This window comes from Streptomyces sp. NPDC054849 (genome assembly GCF_053610945.1).
Window position 1 is genome coordinate 1 of the sequence record NZ_JBSGZI010000116.1, and the last position, 23,270, is coordinate 23,270.

Sequence of the window (23,270 nt, forward strand, 5' to 3'; positions counted from 1 at the left end):
CGGAGGACCGGGCGGCCAGTCCTCTCGAGCCATCAACGGCACACAGCCATCAGCCACACCCGGTCCTCCCGGACCGCCTTACATTCTTAGGGACATCGCCATGAGCCGGGCCGACGGTGCCGAACGCCTGTGGCCACGCGCCGGCACGCGGGGCCCCTCACGCGCCCCGGAAGGCCGGCGAACCGTGCTCGCCCCCCACCCCCTAGCCCCTGCGTCGGCGCGGTGAACCGCCCCGCATCCGGCGCGCTGCACCACATCGAGCTGTGGGTGCCCGACCTCGACCGCGCGGTGGCCTCTCTCGGCTGGCTGCTGGAGGCCCTGGGCTACACCCCCTTCCAGACTTGGGACAACGGACGCAGCTGGCGGCTCGGGCCCACCTACCTGGTCGTCGAGCAGTCCCCGGCCCTCACCGCCGACCGCCACGACCGCTGCCGCCCCGGGTTGAACCACCTGGCCTTCCACGTCGAGGACCACGCCGCAGTCGAGGGACTGGCCACCGAGGCGACTCGGCACGGCTGGCACCTGATGTTCCCCGACCGGCACCCGCACGCAGGCGGTGGGCAGCACTATGCCGCCTACCTGGAGAACGACGACGGCTTCGAGGTCGAACTCGTCGCGATCGACCACCACCGCCCTGGCCGTACCCCGCTGCAGGGTCCGGCAGGGTGAACGGCATTTTGCCGATCGGTGAGCGTCCCTTCGGGTGCGTCAGAACCGAGGGGCCGAACGGACGACGCCCGAGGGCTGTGACGGGCCCGACCCCTGCGGTCGCGCCTATCGTGGGAGCAACCTCATGACCGAACGGAAGCGCACGGACAGACAGGTGGATCGTGAACGGATCCGGGATCGACTACCAGGCGGTCTACCAGGCCCTGCCGGGTGCGATCGCGCTGCTGAGTCCGGGTCTGGTGTTCCTGGAGGTCAACAACGCGTACCTGTCCGTGTCCGGCCGCACCCGCGAGCAGATCGTCGGCCGCTACCTGTTCGACGTCTTCCCGGACAATCCGAACGATCCGGCCGCGACGGGTACGCGCAACCTGCGCACCTCCCTCGAACGGGTCCTGGCCACGGGGGAGCGCGACACCATGGCCCTCCAGCGCTATGACGTGGAGGACCCCGATCGCCCCGGGATGTGGCAGGAGCGGTACTGGAGCCCCGTCAACGTTCCCGTGCCCGCCCCCGACGGCACCGTGGCCCTGCTCCTCCACCGGGTGGAGGAGGTCACCGAGCTCCTCCGGGCCCGTGGCAACCGCAGCGGCGAGGGTTCCGCCCAGGCCCTGGAGTCAGAGTTCTACACCCGCGCCCGGGAGCTCCAGGAGGTCAACGAACGCCTGCGTCAGGCCCACGCCCGTGAACGCGAAGTGGCTCTCCACCTCCAGGAGGCGATGCTCCCGGCGCTGATCCCGCTCGGCCACCACCAGTCGGCCGTGCGCTACCGGCCTTCCGCCGCGGCCCTGAACGTGTGCGGTGACTGGTACGACCTCGTCGACCTGCCCGACCGCACCGCCGTCGCCGTCGGGGACGTCGTGGGCCACGGACTGCGCGCGGCCGGCGTCATGGGGCAGCTGCGCAGCGCTTTGTCGGCGGCCGCCCACGTCGCGCAGGGCCCGGCGCGGGCACTCGAAGTCCTCGGCCTCTACGCCCGCTCCATCAAGGGTGCCGAGTCCACCACCGCCGTGTCGGTCTTCATCGACTGGCACGGCCGCACCCTCACCTACAGCAGTGCCGGCCACCCCCCACCCGCCCTCTGCGCACCCGACGGCACCGTCGTCTTCCTCGACCAGGCCACCGACCCCCCACTCGGCGCCCGGCCCGAACATGCTCCGCGCCCCCAGGCGCGGATCGCCTTCACCGAAGGTTCCGTTCTCGTCCTCTACACCGACGGGCTCATCGAACGCCGCCGTGAGGACATCGACGTCGGCCTTCAACGTCTCGCCGACGCCCTGGCGCGACACCGCACCGCCGACCCCGAGGTGCTCGCCGACGCCCTGCTGACCGAACTCATCCCGCCCGTCGGCCTCACCGACGACACCGCCCTGGTCGTCCTCCGCCTGTGACCGCTCCGCAAACGGGAAACGCGTACCAGCGAGTACTTTGCATGATCATGCGTTATGCCGCATACTCTTCCTATGTCAAAGGTTCTCACCTCCCTGCCCACCGGCGAGCGCGTCGGCATCGCCTTCTCCGGGGGCCTCGACACCTCCGTCGCGGTCGCGTGGATGCGCGACAAGGGCGCCGTCCCGTGCACCTACACGGCCGACATCGGCCAGTACGACGAGCCCGACATCGCGTCGGTGCCCGCCCGTGCGACGGCGTACGGCGCCGAGATCGCGCGCCTGGTCGACTGCCGCGCCGCGCTGGTCGAGGAGGGCCTGGCCGCGCTCACGTGCGGCGCGTTCCACATCCGCTCCGGCGGGCGCTCCTACTTCAACACGACGCCGCTCGGCCGCGCCGTCACCGGCACCCTGCTCGTCCGGGCGATGCTCGAGGACGACGTGCAGATCTGGGGCGACGGCTCGACGTTCAAGGGCAACGACATCGAGCGGTTCTACCGCTACGGCCTGCTCGCCAACCCGCACCTGCGCATCTACAAGCCGTGGCTCGACGCGGACTTCGTCACCGAGCTCGGCGGGCGCAAGGAGATGTCGGAGTGGCTGCTCGCCCACGACCTCCCCTACCGCGACAGCACCGAGAAGGCCTACTCCACCGACGCCAACATCTGGGGCGCCACTCACGAGGCCAAGACCCTGGAGCACCTCGACACCGGCGTCGAGACCGTCGACCCGATCATGGGCGTGCGGTTCTGGGACCCCTCGGTGGAGATCGCCGCCGAGGATGTGACGATCGGCTTCGACCAGGGCCGCCCGGTGACGATCAACGGCAAGGAGTTCGCCTCCGCCGTCGATCTGGTGATGGAGGCGAACGCCATCGGCGGTCGCCACGGCCTGGGCATGTCCGACCAGATCGAGAACCGGATCATCGAGGCCAAGAGCCGCGGCATCTACGAGGCCCCGGGCCTGGCGCTGCTCCACGCGGCGTACGAGCGCCTCGTCAACGCGATCCACAACGAGGACACCCTCGCGCAGTACCACAACGAAGGCCGTCGCCTCGGCCGCCTCATGTACGAGGGCCGCTGGCTCGACCCGCAGGCGCTCATGATCCGCGAGTCCCTGCAGCGCTGGGTCGGCGCGGCTGTCACCGGTGAGGTGACGCTGCGGCTGCGGCGCGGTGAGGACTACTCGATCATGGACACCACGGGGCCGGCGTTCAGCTACCACCCCGACAAGCTGTCCATGGAGCGCACGGAGGACTCCGCCTTCGGCCCGGTGGACCGGATCGGCCAGCTCACCATGCGCAACCTCGACATCGCCGACTCCCGCGCCAAGCTGGAGCAGTACGCCGCTCTGGGCATCGTCGGCAACACGCACGAGACGCTCATCGGTGCGGCCCAGGCAGCCTCGACGGGGCTGATCGGCGCGATGCCCCGGGGCGGCGCCGAGGTCATCGCCTCCCGCGGCCGGGCCGAGGGCGACGACGAGCAGATGCTCGACCGGGCCGCGATGGAGTTCGGCACCGACTGACGGGGACGCCCGCACCTCCGTGCCGGAGGCGGGGCGCGGCCCGCGCCCCGCGGTCCGCAGCGCAGGGTGCGGCCCGCGCGCCAGCGCCCCGTGCCACACCGGCCCCAGCCGCCCAGCAGGGGGCCGGCGTGGCGTACCGGGGCCACCCCGGCCCCGTATGCCGTGCCACTGTGGTGGCATGACCATCGAAGTGCGCCCGGCCTCGGTCTTCGGGGACGTCCGTGCCCTGGTCGGCCCGAAGTCGCCCGGAGCCAACGTCTGCTGGTGCCTGAGCTATCGGATCCCGTCCAAACTGAACAACGAGCTCCGCGGACCGGCCCGCGGCGAGTACGTCGCCGGGCTGTGCCGTGCGCAGCCCCCGCCGGGGGTACTCGCCTACGACGGCGACGAGCCGGTCGGCTGGGCCGCCGTGGCCCCGCGCTCGGACACCTCCTTCGCGCACAGCCGGAAGATCCCGCACGTCGACGACCTGCCGGTCTGGTCCCTGTGGTGCATCCGCGTACGCCCCGGCCACCGGAAGCAGGGGATCTCGCACGCCCTCATCGCAGGCGCCGTGGAATTCGCCCGAGCCCACGGCGCACCGGCGATCGAGGCCTATCCGATCGACAACGGTGACGCCAGAGTCGACCTGACGATGGCGTACGCGGGGATCCGGAAGAACTTCGAACGCGCCGGATTCGTCCACGCCGCCGACACCACCTCCGTGCTGGCCGGCCACCCCCGGGTCCTGATGCGCCTCGACCTGCGCTGACAGCTCCGCCGCCGGCGCGTGCCTACCGCTTCCCCTCCGTGCCTTCGCGCGGTGTCCCCGTAGCGGCTGTTCCCTGACGGCTGAGGGATGACGCCGGGCCTCACCCCTCGACGCCACCCGTACCCGAGGCGGTGAGGGTGGCCGGGGTGGGGCCGTCGGGGCGCACGGTGATGCTGTAGGCGGCCTGGGTGGGGACGGAAAGGAAGCGCGGGGTGTGGGCGGGCAGCAGGTGTTCGAGGAGGACAGTCGCCTCGCGCAGGGCGAACTGCTGGCCGAGGCAGGCCCGGGGGCCGATGCCGAACGGAAGATAGGCACCCGGCCCGGTGGGACGGCCGCCCGGGACGGTGAACCGGCGGGGCTCGAACCGCTCGGGATCCGGCCACAGTCCGGGATCGCGATGCGTGAGGTACGGGCACACCAGCAGATCCGTCCCCGCCTCGACGGCGTAGCCGGTCAGAGTGTCGTCCTCGGCGGCGTGCCGGGGCAGGATCCAGGCGGGAGGGTAGAGCCGGAGCGTCTCGCTGACCAGCGCTTGGATGGCCGCCCGGCGCTGCGTCGAGTGTGCGGCGCCGGCCGCGAGCGCCTCCTCGCGGGCCTCGGGGTGCCGGTCGAGAAGCAGATACAGCCAGGTCAGCGTGGTGGCCGTGGTCTCGTGCCCCGCGACCAGCAGGGTGACCAGCTCGTCGCGCAGCAACCGGTCGTTGTATTCGGGGCGCTCGGCTGCGGCGTCGACCAATACGTGCATCAGTCCCGGCCCGTCGGGGCCGGGGGCTCCGGACCGGGCGGCCGCCACGGCATGCCGGGCGATCGTGTCGATCCTGGCCAGGTCGGTGGCGACGGCGCCCCGGGCGTCGACCGCGTCGGCGGGCAGCGTCGGCAGCGCGGCCACCACGGTGGCGACGGCGGCCAGTTCGTGTGCGGTGGCGTCGTCGAGGGGATGCCCGGTGAGCGCCCGCCAGATGGTGTCCAGGGCGAAGCGGCGCATCTCCTCGCCGACGTCGAAGGCCTCCCCGGTCCGTGCGTAGCCGGCCCACCGCTCGGCCGCGGTTCGGGCCGCGTCGATGATCCGCTGCTCGTAGCGGCGCATCCCCGGTCCGGTGAACTGCGACTGCAGCAGCCGCCGTTGCCGCTTCCAGGCCTCGCCGGTCGCGGCGAGAACGCCGTCGCCGACGAGCAGGCGGGCACGGTGCGAGCGCTTGACGTACCGGTCCGGGTACCGGGCGAGGACGTGCTGGACCGCCTCCGGCTCGGTGACCAGTACCGTCGGCTGCGGCCCGAGACGGACGGCGGCCACACCTCCGAGTTGCTCGCGCACCTCGGCCAACAGGTCGACCAGTTCACCTCCGTGGGTGCGCCACCGCTCCACCCGGGCGGAGCCCAGTTCGGGGACAGGTCTGCCCGTGCCGGACTGCTGCGGGGCGAGCGGCCTGCTCCTGGCGTCGCTGGTCACGCGTCTTCTCCTGTCCGGCCGTAGGGCCCGGTGCTCGAGGTGCGTCGGCATCACGGACTGTACGGGGGTGGGCGTGCCGGGTGACAGTCCGCCTCAGGCTTCCAGCGCCGAACCAGCGTGCAGGCGGAGGCCTTCGCCCGTGGCGACGCCGTCGGACCGCTGCGCAGTGCGCCGACCAGAAGCGCGCTGGCCGCATGGGAAGAGGACCTGCAACACGCACTCGACACGTTCATCAGCACAAGCGCCGTTCAGGTCCATCGAGGCCGGCAGCGGCACGAGCGGGAGAGGGAGCGGGTCGAGACCAGGCGGGGTCCAGGGCCAGGTCGAGTTCCAGGGGCCGCAGGGTCGTTTCAGGTGTGTAGCCGATGGGTGCGTGAGCCGATGCGGGCGGCGAGGAGGGCGATGTCGTCGTCCGCGGATGCCGGTACGAGGTGGGCGATCAGGGAGTCGCACAAGTGGTCCAGCGGCTGTTGGGGCTCGGTGAGGAGCCCGGTGAGTTCGTTGAGACGTTCGTCGATGTCGCGGTTGCGGGCTTCGATGAGGCCGTCGGTGTACAGCACGAGGAGACTGCCGCCGGGCAGGGCGAACTCGGTGGTGGTGAAGGTGATGCCGCCGACTCCGAGGGGGACACCGGGTGGGGTCTTCACCAGGTAGACGGAGCCGTCGGGCTCGACCACGGCCGGTGGCGGGTGTCCGGCCCGCGTGATGGTGCAGTCTCCGGTGACCGGGTCGCACACCACGTAGAGGAAGGTGGCGAGCATCGGTTCGGCGAGGTCGGCGAGGGTGGCTTCGAGCTGGTGCAGGAGGGCGGTGGGCGTCATGTCGAGGCGGGCGAGGGCGCGGACGGTGGCGGAAAGGCGCCCCATGACCGCCGCTGCCGCGATGCCGTGACCCATGACGTCCCCGATGAGGAGTGCGGCCCTGCCGCCGGTGAGGTGAAGAACGTCGTACCAGTCGCCGCCGACCTCGTTGACGTCGCTGGCGGCCAGGTAGCGGTGGGCGATTTCGATGCCGGGCGGCGGCGTGACGTGCTGGGGCAGCATGCTGCGTTGGAGGACGACGGCGGTTTCGTGTTCGTGGTGGTAGAGACGCGCGTTGTCGATGCTGATGCCGGCTCGGGTGGCGAGCTCGGTGGCGAGGGTGACGTCGTCGGACCCGAAGGACAGGGCGGTTCGGGTGCGGTAGAACGTGGCGACGCCGAGGACCGTCCCCCGGGCGATGAGCGGGATCATCATGAACGAGTGCACGCCGGTCTGGAGCAGTTGGGCGGGTTTGGCGGAGTGGCGGGCGGCCGGGGCGACCGCCTGCTCGTCGAGGCGGGCGATCAGGTAGGGCTGGCGGGCGGCGAGCGCCTGGGTGTACGGGGCGGCCGCGGGGAAGGTGAGGGTCCGGCCGAGCGGGGCCAGGATCTGGGTGACGGCGGAGCCGCTCAGGGGTGCCTTGCCCAGGCGTCGCAGCGCCGCCCCCGCTGCCAGCCCCGCCCCCGGTTCGTGGCCGCTCGCGAGGGAGTCCAGTACGTCGACGGTGACGGCGTCGGCGAGGTGCGGGACCGCCAGGTCGGCCAGCTCCTGTGCGGTGCGTTCCAGGTCCAGGCTGGCGCCGATGCGGGCGCTGGCCTCGGTGAGCAGGGCGAGCCTGCGGCGGCCCGCCTCGGCCTCGGACTGGTCGCGCTGCTGCGCGGTGATGTCGAGGAGAGAAGCGATCACCCCGATCGGCCGGCCGCCGGGGTCCTCCACGCGTACGTACGAGCAGGACCACACGTGGTCGTGCTCCGGGTCCGCGGGCGTCCGCCCGGTGCGGCGCCGGTCGAGGACCGGTTCACCGGTGTCCAGGACCTGGCGCATAGCCTCCTCCATCTCGCCGGCGTTCACCTCGGGCAGCAGCTCCGCCAGACGGCGGCCCACATGGGCGGATTCCGCGAGACCGTTCATCGCTTCGAGGGCCGGGTTGACCTGTAGGAACCGCAGCTGTGTGTCCAGGACGCCGATACCGACCGGAGAGCGGGCGAACAGCCCGTCCCACACGGCCGACGAGCCCCGGATGCGACGGGCCGCGTGGGCGTCCGCGGCGAAGACCAGCACGGCCGAGGCGCCGTGGCGGCGGTCGGGGACGGGACAGGCCCAGATCTCGAGCTCCAGGGGGTGACCGGCGCGATGCCAGGCGGTGACCGTACCCATCACCCCGCGCCCGGTCGCGGCCGTCTCCCACAGGGACCGGCCCAGGCTGCGGTCGGCGCCCGGGTGGAGCAGATCGGCGATGTGCCGCCCGATCACCTCGGGCGGCGCGTAGCCGAGCAGCTCTTGTGCGCCGTGGTTCCAGCGCACGATGGTCCCCTCGCTGCTGGTGGCCACCAGGGCCACCGACAGGGCACCCAGCCAGCCTCCCGCATCCTGGGCGGCACTGCTGATCAGGTCCTCGAGCGGCATCTCCTCATGCATCGTGCACCCGCACCTCCCGGGAAGCCACGGCCCCGCGCCGCGGCCACCCCGGCCGACGGCATGCGATGGCGCCGCTCACGGACAGGAAGGGCGCCACGGTCAGCTCCTGCGGCCGCTCACCCGGCGTGGGCGGCGGCTGTGCTTCGTCCACACCTCTCATCGTCGCCCTGGCAGCCCGGCGCCGCCCCCCGGCCGCAGGTGTACCCGGGCCACCGCGCGCAGCGCCGCCACAGCGGGCCGTACCGCGGAAGGCAGCCCCGGCGGGCCGGCTCGGGCCCGCCCCCTGGCCCTGTGCCCTGCTCCTGTCCTTTGGTCCAGACGGCCCTGGTCCTGGCGGCCCTGGTCCCGTCCCCTGGCCCTGGACGGCGGCCCGCCGTCCGGCCGGCGGGCCGCGCCGGCACCCGGTGTCGCAGATGGATCTGGGGCGGGGCGGCCGCCGGCTCTTTCACCAGGAGCGAGAGGTGCGCGCGGCCTGAGGGGTGTGCCCGGTGTGCGCGCTGGTCACCGGGGTGACGGACGGAGGCGGCCCGGCGCAGCGCAGTCGGTCGCCGGTCACCGGGGCGCCGTCGGCGATGTTGCGGTCGTAGGTGACCGTCTTCACCTGAACGGGTCGTGTGCCGACGGCCACCTCGAGGAACGTGCCGTGGTTCGGGACGGCCCGCAGGCGGGAGCCGGGCAGTGCGGCCGCGAGGGTCGCTGCGTTGTCCTCCTGGCCGGCGGCGTAGCGGATGACCGGGGGGCCCGCCGGGCGTGGAGAGGGCGCGGACTGCGAGGTGTCGGTGACGGCGAATCCAGTGCGGCGCAGGGCTGCGGCGACGACGGCGTCGTCCACGCGGACCGCGATGCCGGCGGGGTTGGTCGGGGCCGTCTGCGCGACGGGCTGGATACGGGTGTCGCCCGTGATGGGCCGGTCCGCGCCCAGCGCGTCCCACAGCGCGGCGGAGCGGGCCTCGTCCCACACCAGGGTGGAACCGACTCCGGGTACGCGGTGGTCGAAGAGCCGGATCGGGACGGTCGCGAACTCGGTCCGGTCCGCGCGGAGCCGGCCGAGCGCCCAGCCGATGCGGACCAGGTCGTCCACGTTCGTCCGTGCGTCGGTGCGTACGGACCTCAGAACGGTGCGCACGGTGCGCGCCGTGCTGACGGGGTCGGAGAGGGCTCCGCCCAAGGTGAGGCGGGCCAACAGGTCGTTCACCACACGCTGCTGGCGGCGGACACGGCCGAGGTCACCGGGCCGGAGGTTGACGTGGCGGGCCCGCACGTAGCGCAAGGTCTCGTTGCCGTTGGTGTGGTGACGTCCTGCGGCGATGTCGAGGCCGGAGTTCTCGTCCTTGAGCGGCTTGTCCGTACACACGGTGGCACCGCCGAGGTTGTTGATCGTCTGTTCGAAACCCGTGAAGCCGGTCTCCAGATAGTGGTCGATGTGGAGCCCGGTGGCCTTTTCGACGGTGGCCACGGTGAGAGGGGCGCCGCCGATCGCGAACGCGCCGTTGATCTTCCCGCGGCGGACGGGGCCGGTGTCGGCGGCGTATTCGACGTAGGAATCGCGCGGGATGGAGACGACACTCGCGCGCCGCCGGTTCTCGGACACGTGGACGAGCATCATCACGTCCGTGCAGTTGCACCCCTTGCCGCCCACGTGTAGCCGCCGCCTCTCGGCTGCGGAGATGCCGACGCGGCTGTCGATGCCGACGATCAGAATGTTCGTACCGCGACCCCCGCTGCCTGCCGGCTCACTCTCGGCCGAGACGGCCTGCGTTCCCAGAAGGGAGCCACAGGAAAGGGCGGTCAACAGGGTGAGGGCAACAGTGAGACGACGCAACACACTTCCCCAAAGTAGGACGAACCGGCACGAAATCAGACTGTACGGGGCCCATGTGCCGGCGGCGGGGCAGCACGCGCCGGGTTTCACCCCTGCGCCGAGCAGGCCGTAGCCGGCGGAATCCACCCGGGTCCGATCAGGACCGTGATGCGCGCGCTCGGCGCCCTCCATGGCCTGGCCCGGAGCTCCGCACCCTCCATGGCCCGGAGAAGGTACGACTCGTCGTCCTCTCCCTCTCCGGCGCGATATGCGGGCAGACGGCACCGCGGTGGAGCGCTGCGCGTGCCGACGGCAGGGGGCGGTGCGACGCTGAGAGGAGGACGCGGCCGGCGGGGAACGAGGCGGGCGGCCGGGGTGTGCGGGTGTCCAGCCAACCGTGAGGAGACCCCATGAAGGGCACAACGTGCGGCGGCATGGCCGCGCCCAGGTCCCGTCGGCTTGTGGCGGGCGCCGTGATCTGCGGTCTGGTGCTGGCCGCCGCTCCGGCGGCCGCGGCGCAGGAGACGGCCGAGCGGCGGGCGCCTGCCGCGCCCTGTGTGAGTGAGCAGCTCATCGCGAACAGCGCGGAGCGGATCGGCGGCAGCCAGGTACGGATCACCGTGATCAACGACGGCCCGGGGACGTGCGTCCTCAGGGGATTCCCCACCGTGGCCCTTGCCGGTCAGGGCTCGCCGGACCGCAACAAGCCCCTGAACGTGGTCCGCCAGGGCCAGGCGAGTGCCGTGCAGCTGGCGGTCGGCGACCGGGCCTCGACACGACTCACCTTCACACCGGTCCTCGGCGAGGCCGACGGGTACTGCGCCTCCGGCGCCGATCCGACCGTCGCACCCTCGCTCGTACTGGGCGTGGGAGGGGGCGCTCTTCAGCTGGCGCCCGACGACGGCGGAGAGTTCGCCCTTTGCGGCGCCACCGTCCGCGCCACGGCCTTCCGCGGCGGCGGCGGTTTCTGACCCCGCTTCCCACGCACCCCTTCCCGCCCCGGCAGCCTGGCCCGCAAGGCATCGCCGAGCGTGCGCGACGAAGGAGAGCACCCTCGCCGCGGACTGTTTCCCCTGTTCAGGAGGGTGCCGACAAGGCGCCGGTCGCAGCGGGAGGGGTGCTCGGGGGTGCCGGAATCATCGCTATGACCGAGATACGCGAAGGGACGCACGCGGGAACGGACCTGGCCGGGCTCACGGACCGGCTTGGCCGCGCGGAGCCCGGGCCGGGGGCACACGACCGTCGCAGCCGACAGGCACTCGTGTCCCTCCCCTCCAGCACGAAGAAGCAGCGGCGGCTGGTCGAACAGATTGCAGGGCCCGGCCGACCGTGGGTTCGGCCGCTCTTCGCCGTGCGTCCGGCGCCGTCCTGGGCACGGTGCCGCGGCTCGCTACACCTTCGGACAGGCCGGGCACTACCGGGCAGGCCGAGGCTGGCACAATTCGATCTTCAGCCTTCGAGGATGGAGAAATCGCGTGCGTGGCTTCATACGGGGAGTGGCGATGCTCCTTCTCCTGTCTTCCGCAGCGGCGGGTTGCACCGGTGAGGAGACGGGCGAAAAGGGGAGTACACCGCTCAGCTCCGCGGAACTCTCGGACGCCCTGTTGACCGGGAAGCACTCCGGGGTCAGCGTCTCACCCCAGCAAGGAGCCCTGCTGGAGGGCGTGGATGTGGTCACGGCGGCCGATCCCGCGTGCCAGACCCTGGCCGACTTGAAGAGCGCCAAGCCCAAGCGCCCGCCCACGGGGACCGCTTGGGCAGTGCTTCAGGCCGGTGACGGACCCGCAGGCGGAAGCATCGTTCTCACGAGTTACGCGAGGGATGAGGCGAAGGCGCAGATGCGCGAGCTCAAGGCAGCTCTCACCGCCTGCAAGGATTTCTCGGCAACTTCCCAGCGTGGCTGGTCGGAACGGTCCATGCTCGTGTCGTTGCCGTCGGACGAGGCCGGGGACGAATCCGTCTCCTTCTCGGCCACCAGCGACGAAGCTCCCGGCAAGGGCCAGACGATGACGATCGTGCGCACCGGTGGGTCCCTGGCCGTCTATCTCATCCCCTCGGACGGCAAGCAGCCCCCCACCTCGCTCATGGAGCGGCAACACGAGAAGCTGGAGGCGGCCGGCTAGCGCCGTTCAGGTGGGGATGACCCTGTACGGCCCCGAGGGAGTCGAGGAAGACTTCCTCCCGTACTGCTCCAAGACACGCATCGGCACGACGTGCTGGAAGGACGACGTAGTGGTGGCAACGCTTGCAGAGATCACAGCCCTGTTGGGCGAACCCCGCTTCAACTGGTCGGATCCGGCTCCATGGAGCGAACTGGAGCAGGAACTCGGAATCGGATTTCCTGCGGACTTCCGGGAGATCGTGAACGCCTACGGTTCGGTCGAGATCAACCGACAGTTGTATCTGACGCACCCCGCCGGTCATCTTCTGCACAGTCTGGGAAAAGACATCAGAGGGGATCTCGAGCTCTGGCGCGAGGAGGACATGGCGGAGTTCCTTCCCAGCCCGGTGGGGGCGAACCCCGGGGAACTCATACCGGTGGCGTCAGCCACGACGGGGGAGGCGGTCTTCCTTCGCATTCCTGAGAACCCCGCGTCGCGGTGGCGCGTCGTGGTCCAGGAGTTCGACAGCCCGGCCTGGACTCTCTACGAGATGACGTTCAGCGAGTGGTTGCTGGCCTATCTCAAGGGAAGGGACGTGACGTTGTGTTCGCGCAACTTCGCGCCTGACGGCCCGTTCTACACTTTTCTGCCCTGAGTGGCCGCGGGGGTAACCCCTGCCTTAGCCGCAGAGAGGTAGCAGGGGAGATTCCGCCGAACGCAGTGCGCGGACACAGCCCGTGGTCCGCGTTCACGCCGGGCAGGGTGAACGGCATCTTGCTGTTCGGTGAGCGTCCCTTCGGGTCGTCCGCGTCCGGCCGCAACCGCGAGCAGATCGTCGGCCGCGGGGGCCTGGCGCCCGTGCCGCAGTAGGCCGCCCTCACGGTGTTCTTCAGGCCGGCCTCTTGCCTGCTCGTTCATAACCTCGGTAGATCTCGGCCTGGACATGTTCTTCCCCGGCCCCGACGGCCAGACCGCGACTTCTCCGTTCCCACCGCTCACCGACATCTCCGTGACCGTCGACCCGTGGTCGTTCTCGGAATGTGTCGACAACCGTTCCTGCTGATGATCCACGCAGTCAAGCAGGACAAGGGCGGCGTTGCTGTACCGCGCTTCGGGATTCCTCCTTGCCGCACATGTATGGCTACGCTGGATCATGCGGCACACACGTGGAGGCTGCCGTGAAACATCGGATCCATCAGCACCGTTTTCACCTGGACCAGGACGGACATTCGATCACCGTCGTATGGAGCCCCGGACGCCGCCGGGCCGAGTTGCTCGTCGACGGCAAGGTCGTGTCCTCGGTCCGCACGGAGCGCCATGCGGTGACGGAGCTCCAGGGCGAGATCGCCGACGGCGACGGTGCCCCACGGCCCTTCACTGTCCGTCTGGGCAGTCCTGACATCCCCGGCGGAGAACCTCTGTGCGCCGTGGTGACTGAGGGCCAGCTCTACCTCATGCCGCTGGTCCCGCTCACCGAGAAGGAACGGTGGCCCTCCGAGCCGGCCCCCCAGCCCCGCACGCCCGCCGAACTCCTGGCGCGATGGCGCACGCGCCATCGCGGGCACCGGCCCGCCTGAGGGTAACGAGGAGGAAGAGGAGCAGGAGCTGCGGTCGGGGCATGGTGCCGGTGATCGCGCCGATGATCGCTTCCGGTGGTGTCCCGGCGTCTGAGTTCGTCCCTTCTCTGCACCCGCTCGAAAAGCGCGGAGCTCAAGCGCGAGAGTCAGCCCGAGGTGCGCAGTCCTGCCAGGAGCCGGTCGAGCGCCTGCTCAGCGGCCTGCGGATCCCCGCCCCGCGCGATCCAGAGCGCCGCCTCGTTCATCGCCCCCGAGAGCAACCGGGCCAGCGGCTCCACCGGCTGTTCGGCGATGACCCCGGCTGCGGCGAGCGCCGTCAGGGCCTCTGCGAGGTGTCGGGCGGAGTGCTCCTCGTCCCGGGTCCGCCACTCATCCCAGCCCAGCACGGTCGGCGCGTCGACCAGCAGAATCTGTCGCACCGCCGGGTCGGTGCCTGCGGACAGAAACGCTCCGCAGCCGGCCCGGAGCTGCTCCCAGAGGTCCTCGTGCCGCTCGGCCGCGGCAGCGACCCGCTCGCCCAGCTCTTGCTGAACGTCGGCGACGACCGCCCGGAAAAGACCCGCTTTGCTGTCGAAGTGGTGGTAGGCGGCCCCCTTGGTGACCCCGGCGGCCCGTGCCACCTCCGCCAGCACCACATGGTGGTACCCGTCGGCGGCGAACCGCCGCCGCCCTTCGCCCAGCAGCGCCTGCCGCGTGGCCGCCCGCTGCTCCGCCCGGTTGACCGCCATCCCGCGCACCGCCCTTTCCATTTCGCATACCGAAGGTATGCTAACGCCTAGACTCACATACCGCGGGTATGTGAAACGAAACCGAAGGACCTCTGCCATGACGAACGGACGCACCACCACACTCGGCGGTTTCTACCCCGTGCTCGCCACCCGGGACGTGACGGCCTCCCGCGACTTCTACTGCCGTCACCTCGGGTTCGAGGTGACCTTCGAGGCGGACTGGTACGTCAGCCTGCGCCGCCCTGACGCCCCGCACTACGAATTGGCCCTCCTGGACCACGCCCACCCGACCGTCCCCGAGGGCCACCGGGTCGCGCTTCAAGGCGGCTTGCTGCTGAACTTCGAAGTGGACGACGTGGACTGCGAGTACCAACGGCTCGTGGCAGAGGCGGGCCTGCCTGAGGTACTGCCACTGCGTACGGAGGAATTCGGCCAACGCCACTTCATCGTCGCCGCCCCCGACGGCGTGCTGATCGACGTCATCACCGTCGTCCCGCCCAGCGAGGAGTACGCCGCCCACTACACCGCCGCCTGAGGGCCAGGCGGGAGCAGAACAAGGGGTTCGGGTCCTCCGCCGCGGCCTTCCACGACGGGCTGCCCGACATCAGGAGCTGCAAGCCGACACCTCGCGTGCGCAAGGCACCGCACCGCACGGCACCGCACCAAGCGAGTCGCGTTGACGACCGATGCGGCCGGGTCGATCCGGACCCGGCCGCCGGTGTCTCAAGGGCCGTTCTCGTGTGAATGCACGGTTCGGATGAGGGTGGCGAGCATGTCGACGGCGCTTCCCTCGTGGTCGCTGCCGGCGGTACCGCTGCCGCTCTGGACGTTGGCGGCTCGATCGACCTCCAGCACGGAGTCGGCGTGGGAATTGTCGATGACGGTGATCAGGCTTCCACTGGCGGCGGTGGGTGCGGCGCCTGCGCCGATCAAGGTCACCGCCAGGCAGGCGGCAGCCCGCATACGCGCACTGGTCACACGCCGGCACTCTCACGAGCCGCGGGCACGGGCTGGTTCCAGGCCATGTTCTTGGCCAGGAGCCTGGTGGACTCGCTCACGCCGATCTCTCCGGCTTCCTGCGCGGCGGGCAGGCGGCCGTCGGCGAGGCGGAGCTCGGCGAGGGCGGTGTCCATCGCCCGGTGCGCGGCGAACAGGCACGGCGTGCTGTAGATGGCCACGTCGACGCCGAGGTCGCCCAGCTCGCTCAGTGAGAGGCGGGGGGACTTGCCGCCGGCGATCTGGTTGAACAGCAGCGGCTTGCCGCCGACGACTGCGCGAATCCGCTCGATCCACTCCACGCTGCGGACCCCGTCGACCAGCACCACGTCGGCGTCGGTGGCGGCCAGGGCCTCCGCCCGTTGGATGATGTCGGCCGCTTCCGTGGCGTCGGTGCGGGCGACGACGACCATGTCCTTGCGCGTGGCGAGCACCCGATCGAGCTTCTCCAGGTACTCCTCCAGAGGCAGGACCTGCTTGCCGTCCGCGTGCCCGCACCGACGGGGACGCTTCTGGTCCTCGAGGATGACGCCGGAGGCACCGATCCGCTCGAGACCTTCCACGACGTGGCAGGCGACCTCGGCATCGACGTACCCGTCGTCGATGTCGACCAGGAGGTGGTGACCGGGGAAGGCGCCGCGCAACCGCTGGACGAAAGCCATCATGTCCGGCCAGGCGATGAAACCGATGTCGGGCAGCCCGTAGTAGGAGGCCGCGAAGCCGAAACCGGATACGAACATCCCGTCATAGTGCCCGGCCGCCACCGACGCCGAGTACATGTCGTACACACCGATCAGCGGTGTGGTGCCCGGCTTGGCGATCTCATCCCGCAGCTTGTTCCCATAACTCATGGTCAGGTTCCTTCCAGGGGCCTTGCGTATCGAGGACCGGGAAACCGCGCGACACAGCGGCGCTTTACCCAAAGCAGATCCTTTCCTGACCATTCCTGGGGGAATGGTTACTGCGCTGCGTCGCTCACGCCAACGGCGTAGTCCGTTCACCCCAAGAACGTCACTGGAGGGGGCGCCACGCATGACCCGCGCGAGAAGCGCACCGGTTGCCACGCCGGAAGGCGGCGGGGCCGCAGCGACGTTTCATACTTCGTCGAAGGAGGTCCAGGCATCGACGTCACCGCGCCCACGTCGTGCACCCCGTACGCCGTCACCGCGCAGGAGGCCGACGAGCCCTTCGGATGATGGAACTGGAGCACCTGGTCGGCCGACGGTGCTCGCCGGCCTGCTGCGCAACTCGTGCGCTGGTGGCTCAGACCGATCGTGAACGGGCGTCTGGCGCCCGGAGCCGCGGTGACGGGATCACGTACGAGGGCTGGGACGCGCTGGCCCGGCTGCAGGCGGCGAGGCCCCTGGTCGGCAAGGCCGAGGCCTACGAGGACTGGGCGGCGATCAGGAGCGGCACACGCGAGCCACTCGCCGCAGCGATCGCCGCGGAGGCGAGCGCCTGCTCGCGGACCTGGCCACCGCCGGCCTGAGCTCCCCTCCATCAGGCTATTCACACCCTGCGGTTGGTTCGGAGAAGCCCAACGTACCCGGCAACGCTCGCCTCCGTACCAGGCGTGCTGGGCCCGGGGCGTGCTGCTCAGCGTCCAGCGGGGCAGCGGGTCCGCCCGGCCCTACTTTCCCTCCTGTCGGCGCACCATCTCGGTGATCCAGATCGGCGCGAACGGAGACGTACAGCCCGGGGACGTCGGGTAGTCCTTGAGCACCTCCAGGCGCTCACCGATGGCCATCGCCCGGGGGCGGTGCTCGGAGTGCTCGATCCCGATCTGGGCCAGGCAGTGGTTCATCGCCCACTGCAGGCGATCCGGCGCGTCCTTCATCTCAGCCTCGATGACGTCGAGCAGTCCGGCGAGGTCGAGGCCCTCGGGCTTCTTCGCGACGCGTTCGGTGGTCAGCGCCCAGCCGGCGCCGGCGACCACCGGATCCGGATCGGCGGACCAGGCCAGGCGCAGCTCTTCGGAGTACGGGTTCTTCTTCACCACGTAGTTCACGAGCCAGTCGTTCACCTTGGGTGTGCGCGCCTCGCGCAGCATGGTGTCCAACTCGTCGCGCGCGAACGCCTTCGGGCGGCAGATCAGGATCGCCAGCAGCCTCGCCGCGGTGTCACCCGTCTCCCACAGCCGACACGCGAGTTCCTGCTGCGTCTTCAGCCGCTTCGCGAGCGCGCGCAGTTTGCTCAGGTTGACACCGTGATCGTCACCGTGTCGCTCGTTCACCGCGCGTGCCTTCGGGTCTTCGAGTGCGGCCAGCTCGGCCATCACCTCGGCCACCGTCGTCTCGGTCGGCGTAGTCCCGGCCACTTCAGCCTCCTGTCCGTCACGTGCGGGATGCAGCCTACGGCGGAGGTCGGCCTCTCCTGTGGGACCCGCCGGTCCGCCGGCAGCCACCGACACGAAACCAGCCGTTGCGACGGGGTTCAGCGTTCTGCGAGTTCTGATGGAGCCTCCTGTACGACCCAGCCGTTGCCGTCGGGGTCGTTGAAGGTGATGAACGAGTTCCAGGTTCCGCCTTTGCCGTCCTCCCAGCCGGTTGGGCCGAGGTGGCGGACGGGAGAGACGGCGACTCCTCGGTCTGTGAGGTCCTTGTGGGCCGCCTCGATGTCGGTGACGCACATCTGGAGGCCGTGGAGGGTGCCCGGGCTCATGGTTTTCGTACCGGGTGCTGCAGGCATTCCGTGGAGCATGGCGATGGAGCAGCGGGAGCCGGGCGGGGTCATCTGGATGATGCGCACCCCGGGGGAGACTTCGTCGTCGAGGTCGAGGACGAAGCCGATCTGGTCGATGTAGAACTCCTTTGCGCGGTCCATGTCGGTGACCGGGACGGGGATGACTTCGATGGTCCAGTTCATGGGGTGTCTGTCTCCTCGGAAACCGCTGTGGGCCGCCGGTGCTGTGGTCCGCGCCGGGTGGGTCCACGGTGGCCGATACGGCTGTGTTCGTGCACGGCGAAACGCCTGTTGGGGCCGGATGTGTCTGTGCGGCGGTGGCCGTGAGCGCGGCCGTCCCGTGTGGGTGGGGTGCTGCTTTCAGGGTGTGGGTGCAGTCTCGGGCCGTCCGATGGCCCTCCTGCGTACGGCGGGCGGGGGGACCGCCTGGCCGCTCGAGGGCCTGGTGGCATGATCGAGGTGTGATCGGTGAGACGGCTCGGCTCGTGGCGAAGAAGTACGTGTTGTTCGATGTGGACGGCACGTTGATCGATGCTGTGGACAATCAGCGGCGTGTGTGGCACACGTGGGCGCATCGGTACGAGCTGGACCCGGAAGCGGTCCACCGGGTGGCGCTGCGGACGAGACCGCTGGAGACCTTCGCGCAGGTCGCGGCGGACCGTGATCCGCAGGAGTGCCTGGCCGTGCTGCACGGACTGGAGGACGAGGACGTCCGGTCGGGTGTCTACGCTGCCTTCGACGGTGCGGCCGCGCTGCTGGAAGCCCTGCCGGCCGGGGCGTGGGCGCTGGTGACGTCGAACTACGAGCACCGCGTGCGCGGGCGGTTCGCCCGGACCGGCCTGCCGCTGCCGGAAGTCGTCGTGGACGCCGCCTGCGTTGCGGAGGGCAAGCCTTCCCCGGTCCCTTACCTGCTGGCTGCCGAGCGGCTGGGCGCCGAGCCGGAGGACTGCCTGGTCGTCGAGGACGCTCCGTCCGGAGTGCTCTCCGGGCTACGGGCGGGGATGACGGTGTGGGGGGTCAACACGCCCGTGGCGGTAGACGGCGTACACCGCCACTTCGAGAGTCTGGGCGAGGCGGCCGCTGCCGTACTCGCCTTCGCCCGCGGAGCGGACCCTCGCCCGTAGGACGTACTGGCCGCAGTCGCAGTCGCAGCCGCAGCCGCAGCCGCAGCAGCCGCTGGCGCGTGTGCGTGGGGACTGTGCGTGGGGAGTGTGAGGCAAGGCGGTCTCGGCCACGCCGTGGCGAGCACCCCCGTGGTTCGCCACGGCGTGTGCGAGGCCGCCCTGGCGGGTTAGTCGGTGGGGGATGGTGTGGTGAGCTGGAGTGTGCCGGCGGGGTGGAAGGCGAGGCGCCGGTGCGGCGGGACGATGGTAGGGAGAAGGAAGTTCCACAAGTCGGTGACCCGGGTGTGGAGGTCGTCGCGGCGGGTGCGGACGTGCGAGGTGACCTGTATGCCGGTGAAGGCTCCGACGAGGAGTGCGGCGAGGGCCTGGATGTCGAGGGTCGGGTGTATGTCGCCGTGTTCCTGGGCGGGGGCCAGGCAACTGCGGCAGGTGTCGATCCAGGTGTCGTAGGGGGTGGGGTCCGGGTTGGTGAAGGAGCCGAACTCGATGATCAGGCGGATCCCGGCGCGGATACGGACGTTGGTGCGGAGCCCGTGCGCCATCTGGTGCGTGAGGTCGATGACGGTCTGAAGCCCCGGCTTATCGAGGGCGGGGACGTGGTCGGCTACCTGGAACTGTTCGTCCATCAGGGTGCGGGCCAGGGCTTCCTTGGAGGGGAAGTGGAAATAGAGGGCGCCTTTGGTTACTCCGGCGTGTCTGACGACGTCACTGAGGCTCGTGCCGTCGAACCCGCAGTCGTCGAAGGCGGTGGCCGCGCCGTCGAGGATGGCCTGGCGGGTGATCTCGGCCCGTTCCTGTCTGGCCCTGGCCACGTGTCCGTCTCCCTGTGGTCGCCCCGAGCGGTGTTCGCTGCGGTGTGCCGTCAATCTAGTCGGGCAGCACGAAAGAAAACCAGTCGACAGGTACTTTTTTGTGACCGGAGGGGATCGCTTCGGGGAGGTGTGTGGTTCTTTGCGTGAATGTTTCTACGTCGAAGAGCGGCAGACCGGCCCGGGCACGACAACGACGGTGCCTGGACGGCGAGTTGCGGCTCTGTCCGAGTCGGGTGTGGTGGCACGGCCGGGAGTGGGGTGTCCGGGGCCGGGCAGGGGCTTGTGGGGTATGCGCTTGCGTTCTGCGCGCCGCTCCCGGCTTCGTGACGGGCCCGATTGTGATGGTTGGTCAGAAGAGGCTGCACCCGGGGTTGTTCCGGCGCCGGTCACATGACTACCGAGGCGACCACCGTCCAACGGATGCTCGACTCGCCTTCGGGTGCGATCTGCCGGCTCGCTGCCTTCCTGAGCGTTGCGGAAACCGATGCGCTGTATGAACGGCAAGAACTGACGAACGGCATGTATGCCACCGCCGACGCTCCGCCGGGACCGGTGACCTCGTGCCGCGTCGTCCCGGTGGCAGGCCAGGCCTGGGCAGACGGCCCGGGCAGACGGCCAGGGCGGATGGAACGGAGCCTGGTCGGCGTGGCCCGCTCCTACCGCACCCACCGGCAACCGGCGTTCGAGTGACCGGGCGAGCGTCGGGTCCGCCCTGCGCGTCACGACGCAGCCCACCGCTGCGCACGTGCTTCCATGTCGACGTGGAGAGCATGACTCAACGCCTCCTGACCAAGGGGTTCGGCCGGCCCAGCGGGCTGCTCGGCCGCCTCGGCGGTCGGCTCATGGCGCACGGCAACGCCGCCACCGAGCGGCATGTCGTCGCTCTCGCCGCGCTTGTGGAGCAGGACGTCGTCCTGGTCGTCGGGCCCGGCCCCGGCGTCGGGCTCGAAGCCGCGGCCCGCCTCTCGGTCCACGTGATCGGCGTCGACCCTTCCGATGTCATGCTTGCCATGGCCCGTCGCCGCTGTGCGTCGGCGGTCGCTCGAGGCCGTCTCCGACTCACCGTAGGCACCGCGGCCCGCACCGGCGAGCCCGCGAACTCCGTCGATGTCGTGATCTCCGTCAACAACCTGCAGCTCTGGCCCGACCTGCCCGCCGGTCTCGCCGAACTCCACCGCGTCCTGCACCCCGGTGGCCGTATGCTCCTGGCCGCCCACGAGAAGTGGCTCCCCACCGCCCTCCCCCTCCTCGCGAAGACCGCCCTGGCGGCCGGCTTCACGTCCGTACGTACCTGGACCTGGGAACCTCCGACCCGCATGACGTCGACGGCGGCACTGCTGAGCGCGGTACGGGTCTGAACTCCGTCTGTGCTTCTGTCCTGCAGATCATCAAGGGGCCACGGGCTCCCGACGGCCCCGCAGGCGGTGTGAGGCGGTGTGAGGCGGTGCGTACCGCGACCGTGCGTCCGCTGCGGGTGGTACACGCATCGGTCGTACCCGGGTGGCGGATGTCTAGCATGCTCGCCATGAGTGATCTTGATGAGGGACTGTACGAGTTCCGGGTGGATGTGGCGCAGGCGGCATTGGACGATCTGGCAGAGCGATTGGGGCGGGTGCGGTGGCCTGATGAGCTCCCCGGAGTCGGGTGGGCTTACGGAATGCCACTGGAGCGGGTGCGGGAGTTGGTCGACTACTGGCGTGGGGGATACGACTGGCGGGCGGCGGAGGAGCGGTTGAACCAGTGGCCCCAGTTCACCACGGTGATCGATGGGGCGCGGGTCCATTTCGCGCATGTGCGTTCCCCTGAGCCGGATGCGACGCCGCTGCTGATGACGCACGGGTGGCCGGGGTCTCCGGTGGAATTCCAGCGGGTCGCGGGTCCGCTGACAGATCCGCGGGCGCATGGCGGGGATCCGGCCGATGCGTTCCATCTGGTGCTGCCGAGCATCCCGGGATTTGGTCTGTCGGGCCCGACCCGCGAGACGGGGTGGGAGTTCAAGCGGGTGGCGCGGGCTTTCGCGGTGCTGATGGAGCGGCTGGGCCACGGGGCGTATGGGGTGCAGGGCGGTGACTGGGGGGCGGCCATCTCGCGGGAACTCGGACGGATCCACCCGGACCGTGTCCTCGGGGTACACCTGAACTTGCTGCCCGGGGGCGGGGCCACGGCCGAGCCCGGGCCCGAGGAGCTGCTTGCGCTCTCGCCTGCCGAACGGGACCGCACGCTGGCTTCCTGGGAACGGTACCGGGTGTGGGCGCGTGAGCGGCAGGGGTATGCCGACATCCAGGCGACCCGGCCGCAGACTCTGGCGTATGCGCTGAACGATTCTCCGGTGGGGCTGCTGGCGTGGATCGCGGAGAAGTTCGCCGAGTGGAGCGATCCGCGGTGCCCGATCGACCGGGACCAGATGCTGACCAACGTGATGCTGTATTGGCTGACCGGGACGGCAGGCAGTGCCGCCCGGATCTATTACGAGCGGGCGCATGCCGACTACGCCGGGCAGCCGCCCGAGGCGTCGGCCACCCCTACTGCGCTCGCGGACTTTCCCCGGGACAACTTCATCCCGTTGCGGCACATCGCGGCGCGCACCGACGCCATCGTGCGCTGGACTTCCTTTGACCGGGGTGGTCACTTCCCGGCTATGGAAGTGCCCGAGCTGCTCGTGGGGGACGTACGCGCCTTCTTCCGCCACGTGCGGTGACCTGCCGGTTCGCTGGGCCCGGGGCGGAAGGTCGCGGCTCGTCGGTTGCTGTGTCCGGGCTGCCGCCCTCGCACCGCTGTTCCGCGGGCCTCGGCGACGAGGCATCGGCCCGGCGCCAATCGGCCGCTGCCGGCGCATCCACCGTCGCCTACCACGCCGCAGATCCCCGGTTCCGTGATGCGCCCGTGCTGTCCCGCGCATGCGTCCTTCCACTGCTACGCCTGACCTGGTGGCACGACATCGCCGCCCTTGCGTCGCCGCTTCCCCCCTCGCGGTCTCCCGGTTGTCGCCCAACGCCGTCTCTCCCCTTGTGCTGCCTGTGGGCGGCCCGTGCTGCTGCCTGCCATACGGCGTCCCGTGTCGCGGACCCTTCGCCGCGCCTCGCGCTACAAGGATTTTGTGCCAGGTTGCTTAGTTATGGGTGGTGGTCTGGTGGAGGGCGTTGAGGGCGTTGAGGGCGGTGTGCCAGGGGTAGTGGGGTGGGGTGTCGGGGCCGGGTGGGTTGGGGGTGAAGCCGTTTTCGCCGTAGA

23 protein-coding genes are annotated in these 23,270 nt (G+C 70.5%); 14 read left to right on the top strand and 9 right to left on the bottom strand.

Going from position 1 to position 23,270, the window contains the following annotated elements; all coding sequences use genetic code 11:
* Window positions 1-222: 222 nt before the first annotated feature.
* From ACWGIF_RS33025 to ACWGIF_RS33040, 4 genes are all read left to right on the top strand, one after another.
* The gene (locus ACWGIF_RS33025) at window positions 223-669 is read left to right on the top strand and encodes a VOC family protein (protein ID WP_453503028.1); all 447 of its coding nucleotides are present in this window, start codon (window positions 223-225) and stop codon (window positions 667-669) included.
* 158 nt (window positions 670-827) lie between these two features.
* Window positions 828-2,057, top strand: a complete 1,230-nt coding sequence (locus ACWGIF_RS33030; protein WP_453503060.1) for a PP2C family protein-serine/threonine phosphatase — start codon at window positions 828-830, stop codon at window positions 2,055-2,057.
* Window positions 2,058-2,129: 72 nt separating this feature from the next.
* The gene (gene argG / locus ACWGIF_RS33035; protein WP_453503030.1) at window positions 2,130-3,581 is read left to right on the top strand and encodes an argininosuccinate synthase; all 1,452 of its coding nucleotides are present in this window, start codon (window positions 2,130-2,132) and stop codon (window positions 3,579-3,581) included.
* Window positions 3,582-3,759: 178 nt separating this feature from the next.
* Window positions 3,760-4,332 (top strand): GNAT family N-acetyltransferase, encoded by a 573-nt coding sequence (locus tag ACWGIF_RS33040; RefSeq protein WP_453503032.1) that lies wholly within the window; start codon window positions 3,760-3,762, stop codon window positions 4,330-4,332.
* Between the two features lie 100 nt (window positions 4,333-4,432).
* Here ACWGIF_RS33040 and ACWGIF_RS33045 read toward each other — a convergent pair whose 3' ends face one another.
* The 3 genes from ACWGIF_RS33045 to ACWGIF_RS33055 all read right to left on the bottom strand — a co-directional run bounded on the left by ACWGIF_RS33045 (window position 4,433) and on the right by ACWGIF_RS33055 (window position 10,012).
* Entirely contained in the window at window positions 4,433-5,782 is a 1,350-nt protein-coding gene (locus ACWGIF_RS33045; RefSeq protein WP_453503034.1) for a cytochrome P450, read from the bottom strand.
* Between the two features lie 350 nt (window positions 5,783-6,132).
* Window positions 6,133-8,220, bottom strand: coding sequence for a SpoIIE family protein phosphatase (locus ACWGIF_RS33050; protein WP_453503035.1), 2,088 nt, complete (start codon window positions 8,218-8,220; stop codon window positions 6,133-6,135).
* Window positions 8,221-8,665: 445 nt separating this feature from the next.
* Window positions 8,666-10,012 (bottom strand): LCP family protein, encoded by a 1,347-nt coding sequence (locus ACWGIF_RS33055; protein ID WP_453503037.1) that lies wholly within the window; start codon window positions 10,010-10,012, stop codon window positions 8,666-8,668.
* 419 nt (window positions 10,013-10,431) lie between these two features.
* On the opposite strand from ACWGIF_RS33055, the gene ACWGIF_RS33060 reads away from it, so the two are divergent.
* The 4 genes from ACWGIF_RS33060 (at window position 10,432) to ACWGIF_RS33075 (ending at window position 13,700) form a co-directional block, all read left to right on the top strand.
* Entirely contained in the window at window positions 10,432-10,992 is a 561-nt protein-coding gene (locus ACWGIF_RS33060) for a DUF4232 domain-containing protein (RefSeq protein ID WP_453503038.1), read from the top strand.
* A 693-nt stretch (window positions 10,993-11,685) separates the two neighbouring features.
* Window positions 11,686-12,144 carry a hypothetical protein gene (locus tag ACWGIF_RS33065; RefSeq protein ID WP_453503040.1) on the top strand — a complete coding sequence of 153 codons (459 nt, stop codon included), beginning with the start codon at window positions 11,686-11,688 and terminating at the stop codon, window positions 12,142-12,144.
* Window positions 12,145-12,160: 16 nt separating this feature from the next.
* Window positions 12,161-12,778 carry an SMI1/KNR4 family protein gene (locus ACWGIF_RS33070; RefSeq protein ID WP_453503042.1) on the top strand — a complete coding sequence of 206 codons (618 nt, stop codon included), beginning with the start codon at window positions 12,161-12,163 and terminating at the stop codon, window positions 12,776-12,778.
* Window positions 12,779-13,301: 523 nt separating this feature from the next.
* On the top strand, window positions 13,302-13,700 hold the full coding sequence (locus ACWGIF_RS33075) for a hypothetical protein (RefSeq protein WP_453503044.1): 399 nt from the start codon (window positions 13,302-13,304) through the stop codon (window positions 13,698-13,700).
* Between the two features lie 146 nt (window positions 13,701-13,846).
* Here ACWGIF_RS33075 and ACWGIF_RS33080 read toward each other — a convergent pair whose 3' ends face one another.
* Entirely contained in the window at window positions 13,847-14,449 is a 603-nt protein-coding gene (locus ACWGIF_RS33080) for a TetR/AcrR family transcriptional regulator (protein WP_453503045.1), read from the bottom strand.
* A gap of 76 nt (window positions 14,450-14,525) precedes the next feature.
* On the opposite strand from ACWGIF_RS33080, the gene ACWGIF_RS33085 reads away from it, so the two are divergent.
* Entirely contained in the window at window positions 14,526-14,963 is a 438-nt protein-coding gene (locus ACWGIF_RS33085; protein ID WP_453503046.1) for a VOC family protein, read from the top strand.
* Window positions 14,964-15,151: 188 nt separating this feature from the next.
* On the opposite strand, the gene ACWGIF_RS33090 is transcribed toward ACWGIF_RS33085, so the two are convergent.
* Together ACWGIF_RS33090 and ACWGIF_RS33095 are read right to left on the bottom strand one after the other, a co-directional pair.
* Window positions 15,152-15,406 carry a hypothetical protein gene (locus ACWGIF_RS33090; RefSeq protein ID WP_453503047.1) on the bottom strand — a complete coding sequence of 85 codons (255 nt, stop codon included), beginning with the start codon at window positions 15,404-15,406 and terminating at the stop codon, window positions 15,152-15,154.
* Window positions 15,403-16,275: an isocitrate lyase/PEP mutase family protein gene (locus ACWGIF_RS33095; protein WP_453503048.1), complete on the bottom strand. Its 873-nt coding sequence runs from the start codon at window positions 16,273-16,275 to the stop codon at window positions 15,403-15,405. Before ACWGIF_RS33095 ends, ACWGIF_RS33090 begins: the two co-directional genes overlap by 4 nt.
* Window positions 16,276-16,682: 407 nt before the next feature.
* On the opposite strand from ACWGIF_RS33095, the gene ACWGIF_RS33100 reads away from it, so the two are divergent.
* The gene (locus ACWGIF_RS33100; RefSeq protein ID WP_453503050.1) at window positions 16,683-16,913 is read left to right on the top strand and encodes a hypothetical protein; all 231 of its coding nucleotides are present in this window, start codon (window positions 16,683-16,685) and stop codon (window positions 16,911-16,913) included.
* Between the two features lie 141 nt (window positions 16,914-17,054).
* On the opposite strand, the gene ACWGIF_RS33105 is transcribed toward ACWGIF_RS33100, so the two are convergent.
* Window positions 17,055-17,699 (bottom strand): DNA alkylation repair protein, encoded by a 645-nt coding sequence (locus ACWGIF_RS33105; protein ID WP_453503061.1) that lies wholly within the window; start codon window positions 17,697-17,699, stop codon window positions 17,055-17,057.
* A gap of 158 nt (window positions 17,700-17,857) precedes the next feature.
* Window positions 17,858-18,289, bottom strand: a complete 432-nt coding sequence (locus tag ACWGIF_RS33110) for a VOC family protein (RefSeq protein WP_453503051.1) — start codon at window positions 18,287-18,289, stop codon at window positions 17,858-17,860.
* A 278-nt stretch (window positions 18,290-18,567) separates the two neighbouring features.
* Here ACWGIF_RS33110 and ACWGIF_RS33115 point away from each other — a divergent pair, with 278 nt between their 5' ends.
* Window positions 18,568-19,230 (top strand): HAD family hydrolase, encoded by a 663-nt coding sequence (locus tag ACWGIF_RS33115; protein WP_453503052.1) that lies wholly within the window; start codon window positions 18,568-18,570, stop codon window positions 19,228-19,230.
* Window positions 19,231-19,397: 167 nt separating this feature from the next.
* Here ACWGIF_RS33115 and ACWGIF_RS33120 read toward each other — a convergent pair whose 3' ends face one another.
* Window positions 19,398-20,042, bottom strand: a complete 645-nt coding sequence (locus ACWGIF_RS33120) for a ScbR family autoregulator-binding transcription factor (protein WP_453503053.1) — start codon at window positions 20,040-20,042, stop codon at window positions 19,398-19,400.
* A 390-nt stretch (window positions 20,043-20,432) separates the two neighbouring features.
* On the opposite strand from ACWGIF_RS33120, the gene ACWGIF_RS33125 reads away from it, so the two are divergent.
* The 3 genes from ACWGIF_RS33125 to ACWGIF_RS33135 all read left to right on the top strand — a co-directional run bounded on the left by ACWGIF_RS33125 (window position 20,433) and on the right by ACWGIF_RS33135 (window position 22,740).
* Window positions 20,433-20,732, top strand: coding sequence for a hypothetical protein (locus ACWGIF_RS33125; RefSeq protein ID WP_453503054.1), 300 nt, complete (start codon window positions 20,433-20,435; stop codon window positions 20,730-20,732).
* Between the two features lie 80 nt (window positions 20,733-20,812).
* Window positions 20,813-21,400 (top strand): class I SAM-dependent methyltransferase, encoded by a 588-nt coding sequence (locus ACWGIF_RS33130; protein ID WP_453503056.1) that lies wholly within the window; start codon window positions 20,813-20,815, stop codon window positions 21,398-21,400.
* A 167-nt stretch (window positions 21,401-21,567) separates the two neighbouring features.
* Complete coding sequence (locus ACWGIF_RS33135; RefSeq protein ID WP_453503058.1) at window positions 21,568-22,740, top strand: epoxide hydrolase family protein; 1,173 nt, start codon at window positions 21,568-21,570, stop codon at window positions 22,738-22,740.
* Window positions 22,741-23,270: the final 530 nt, after the last annotated feature.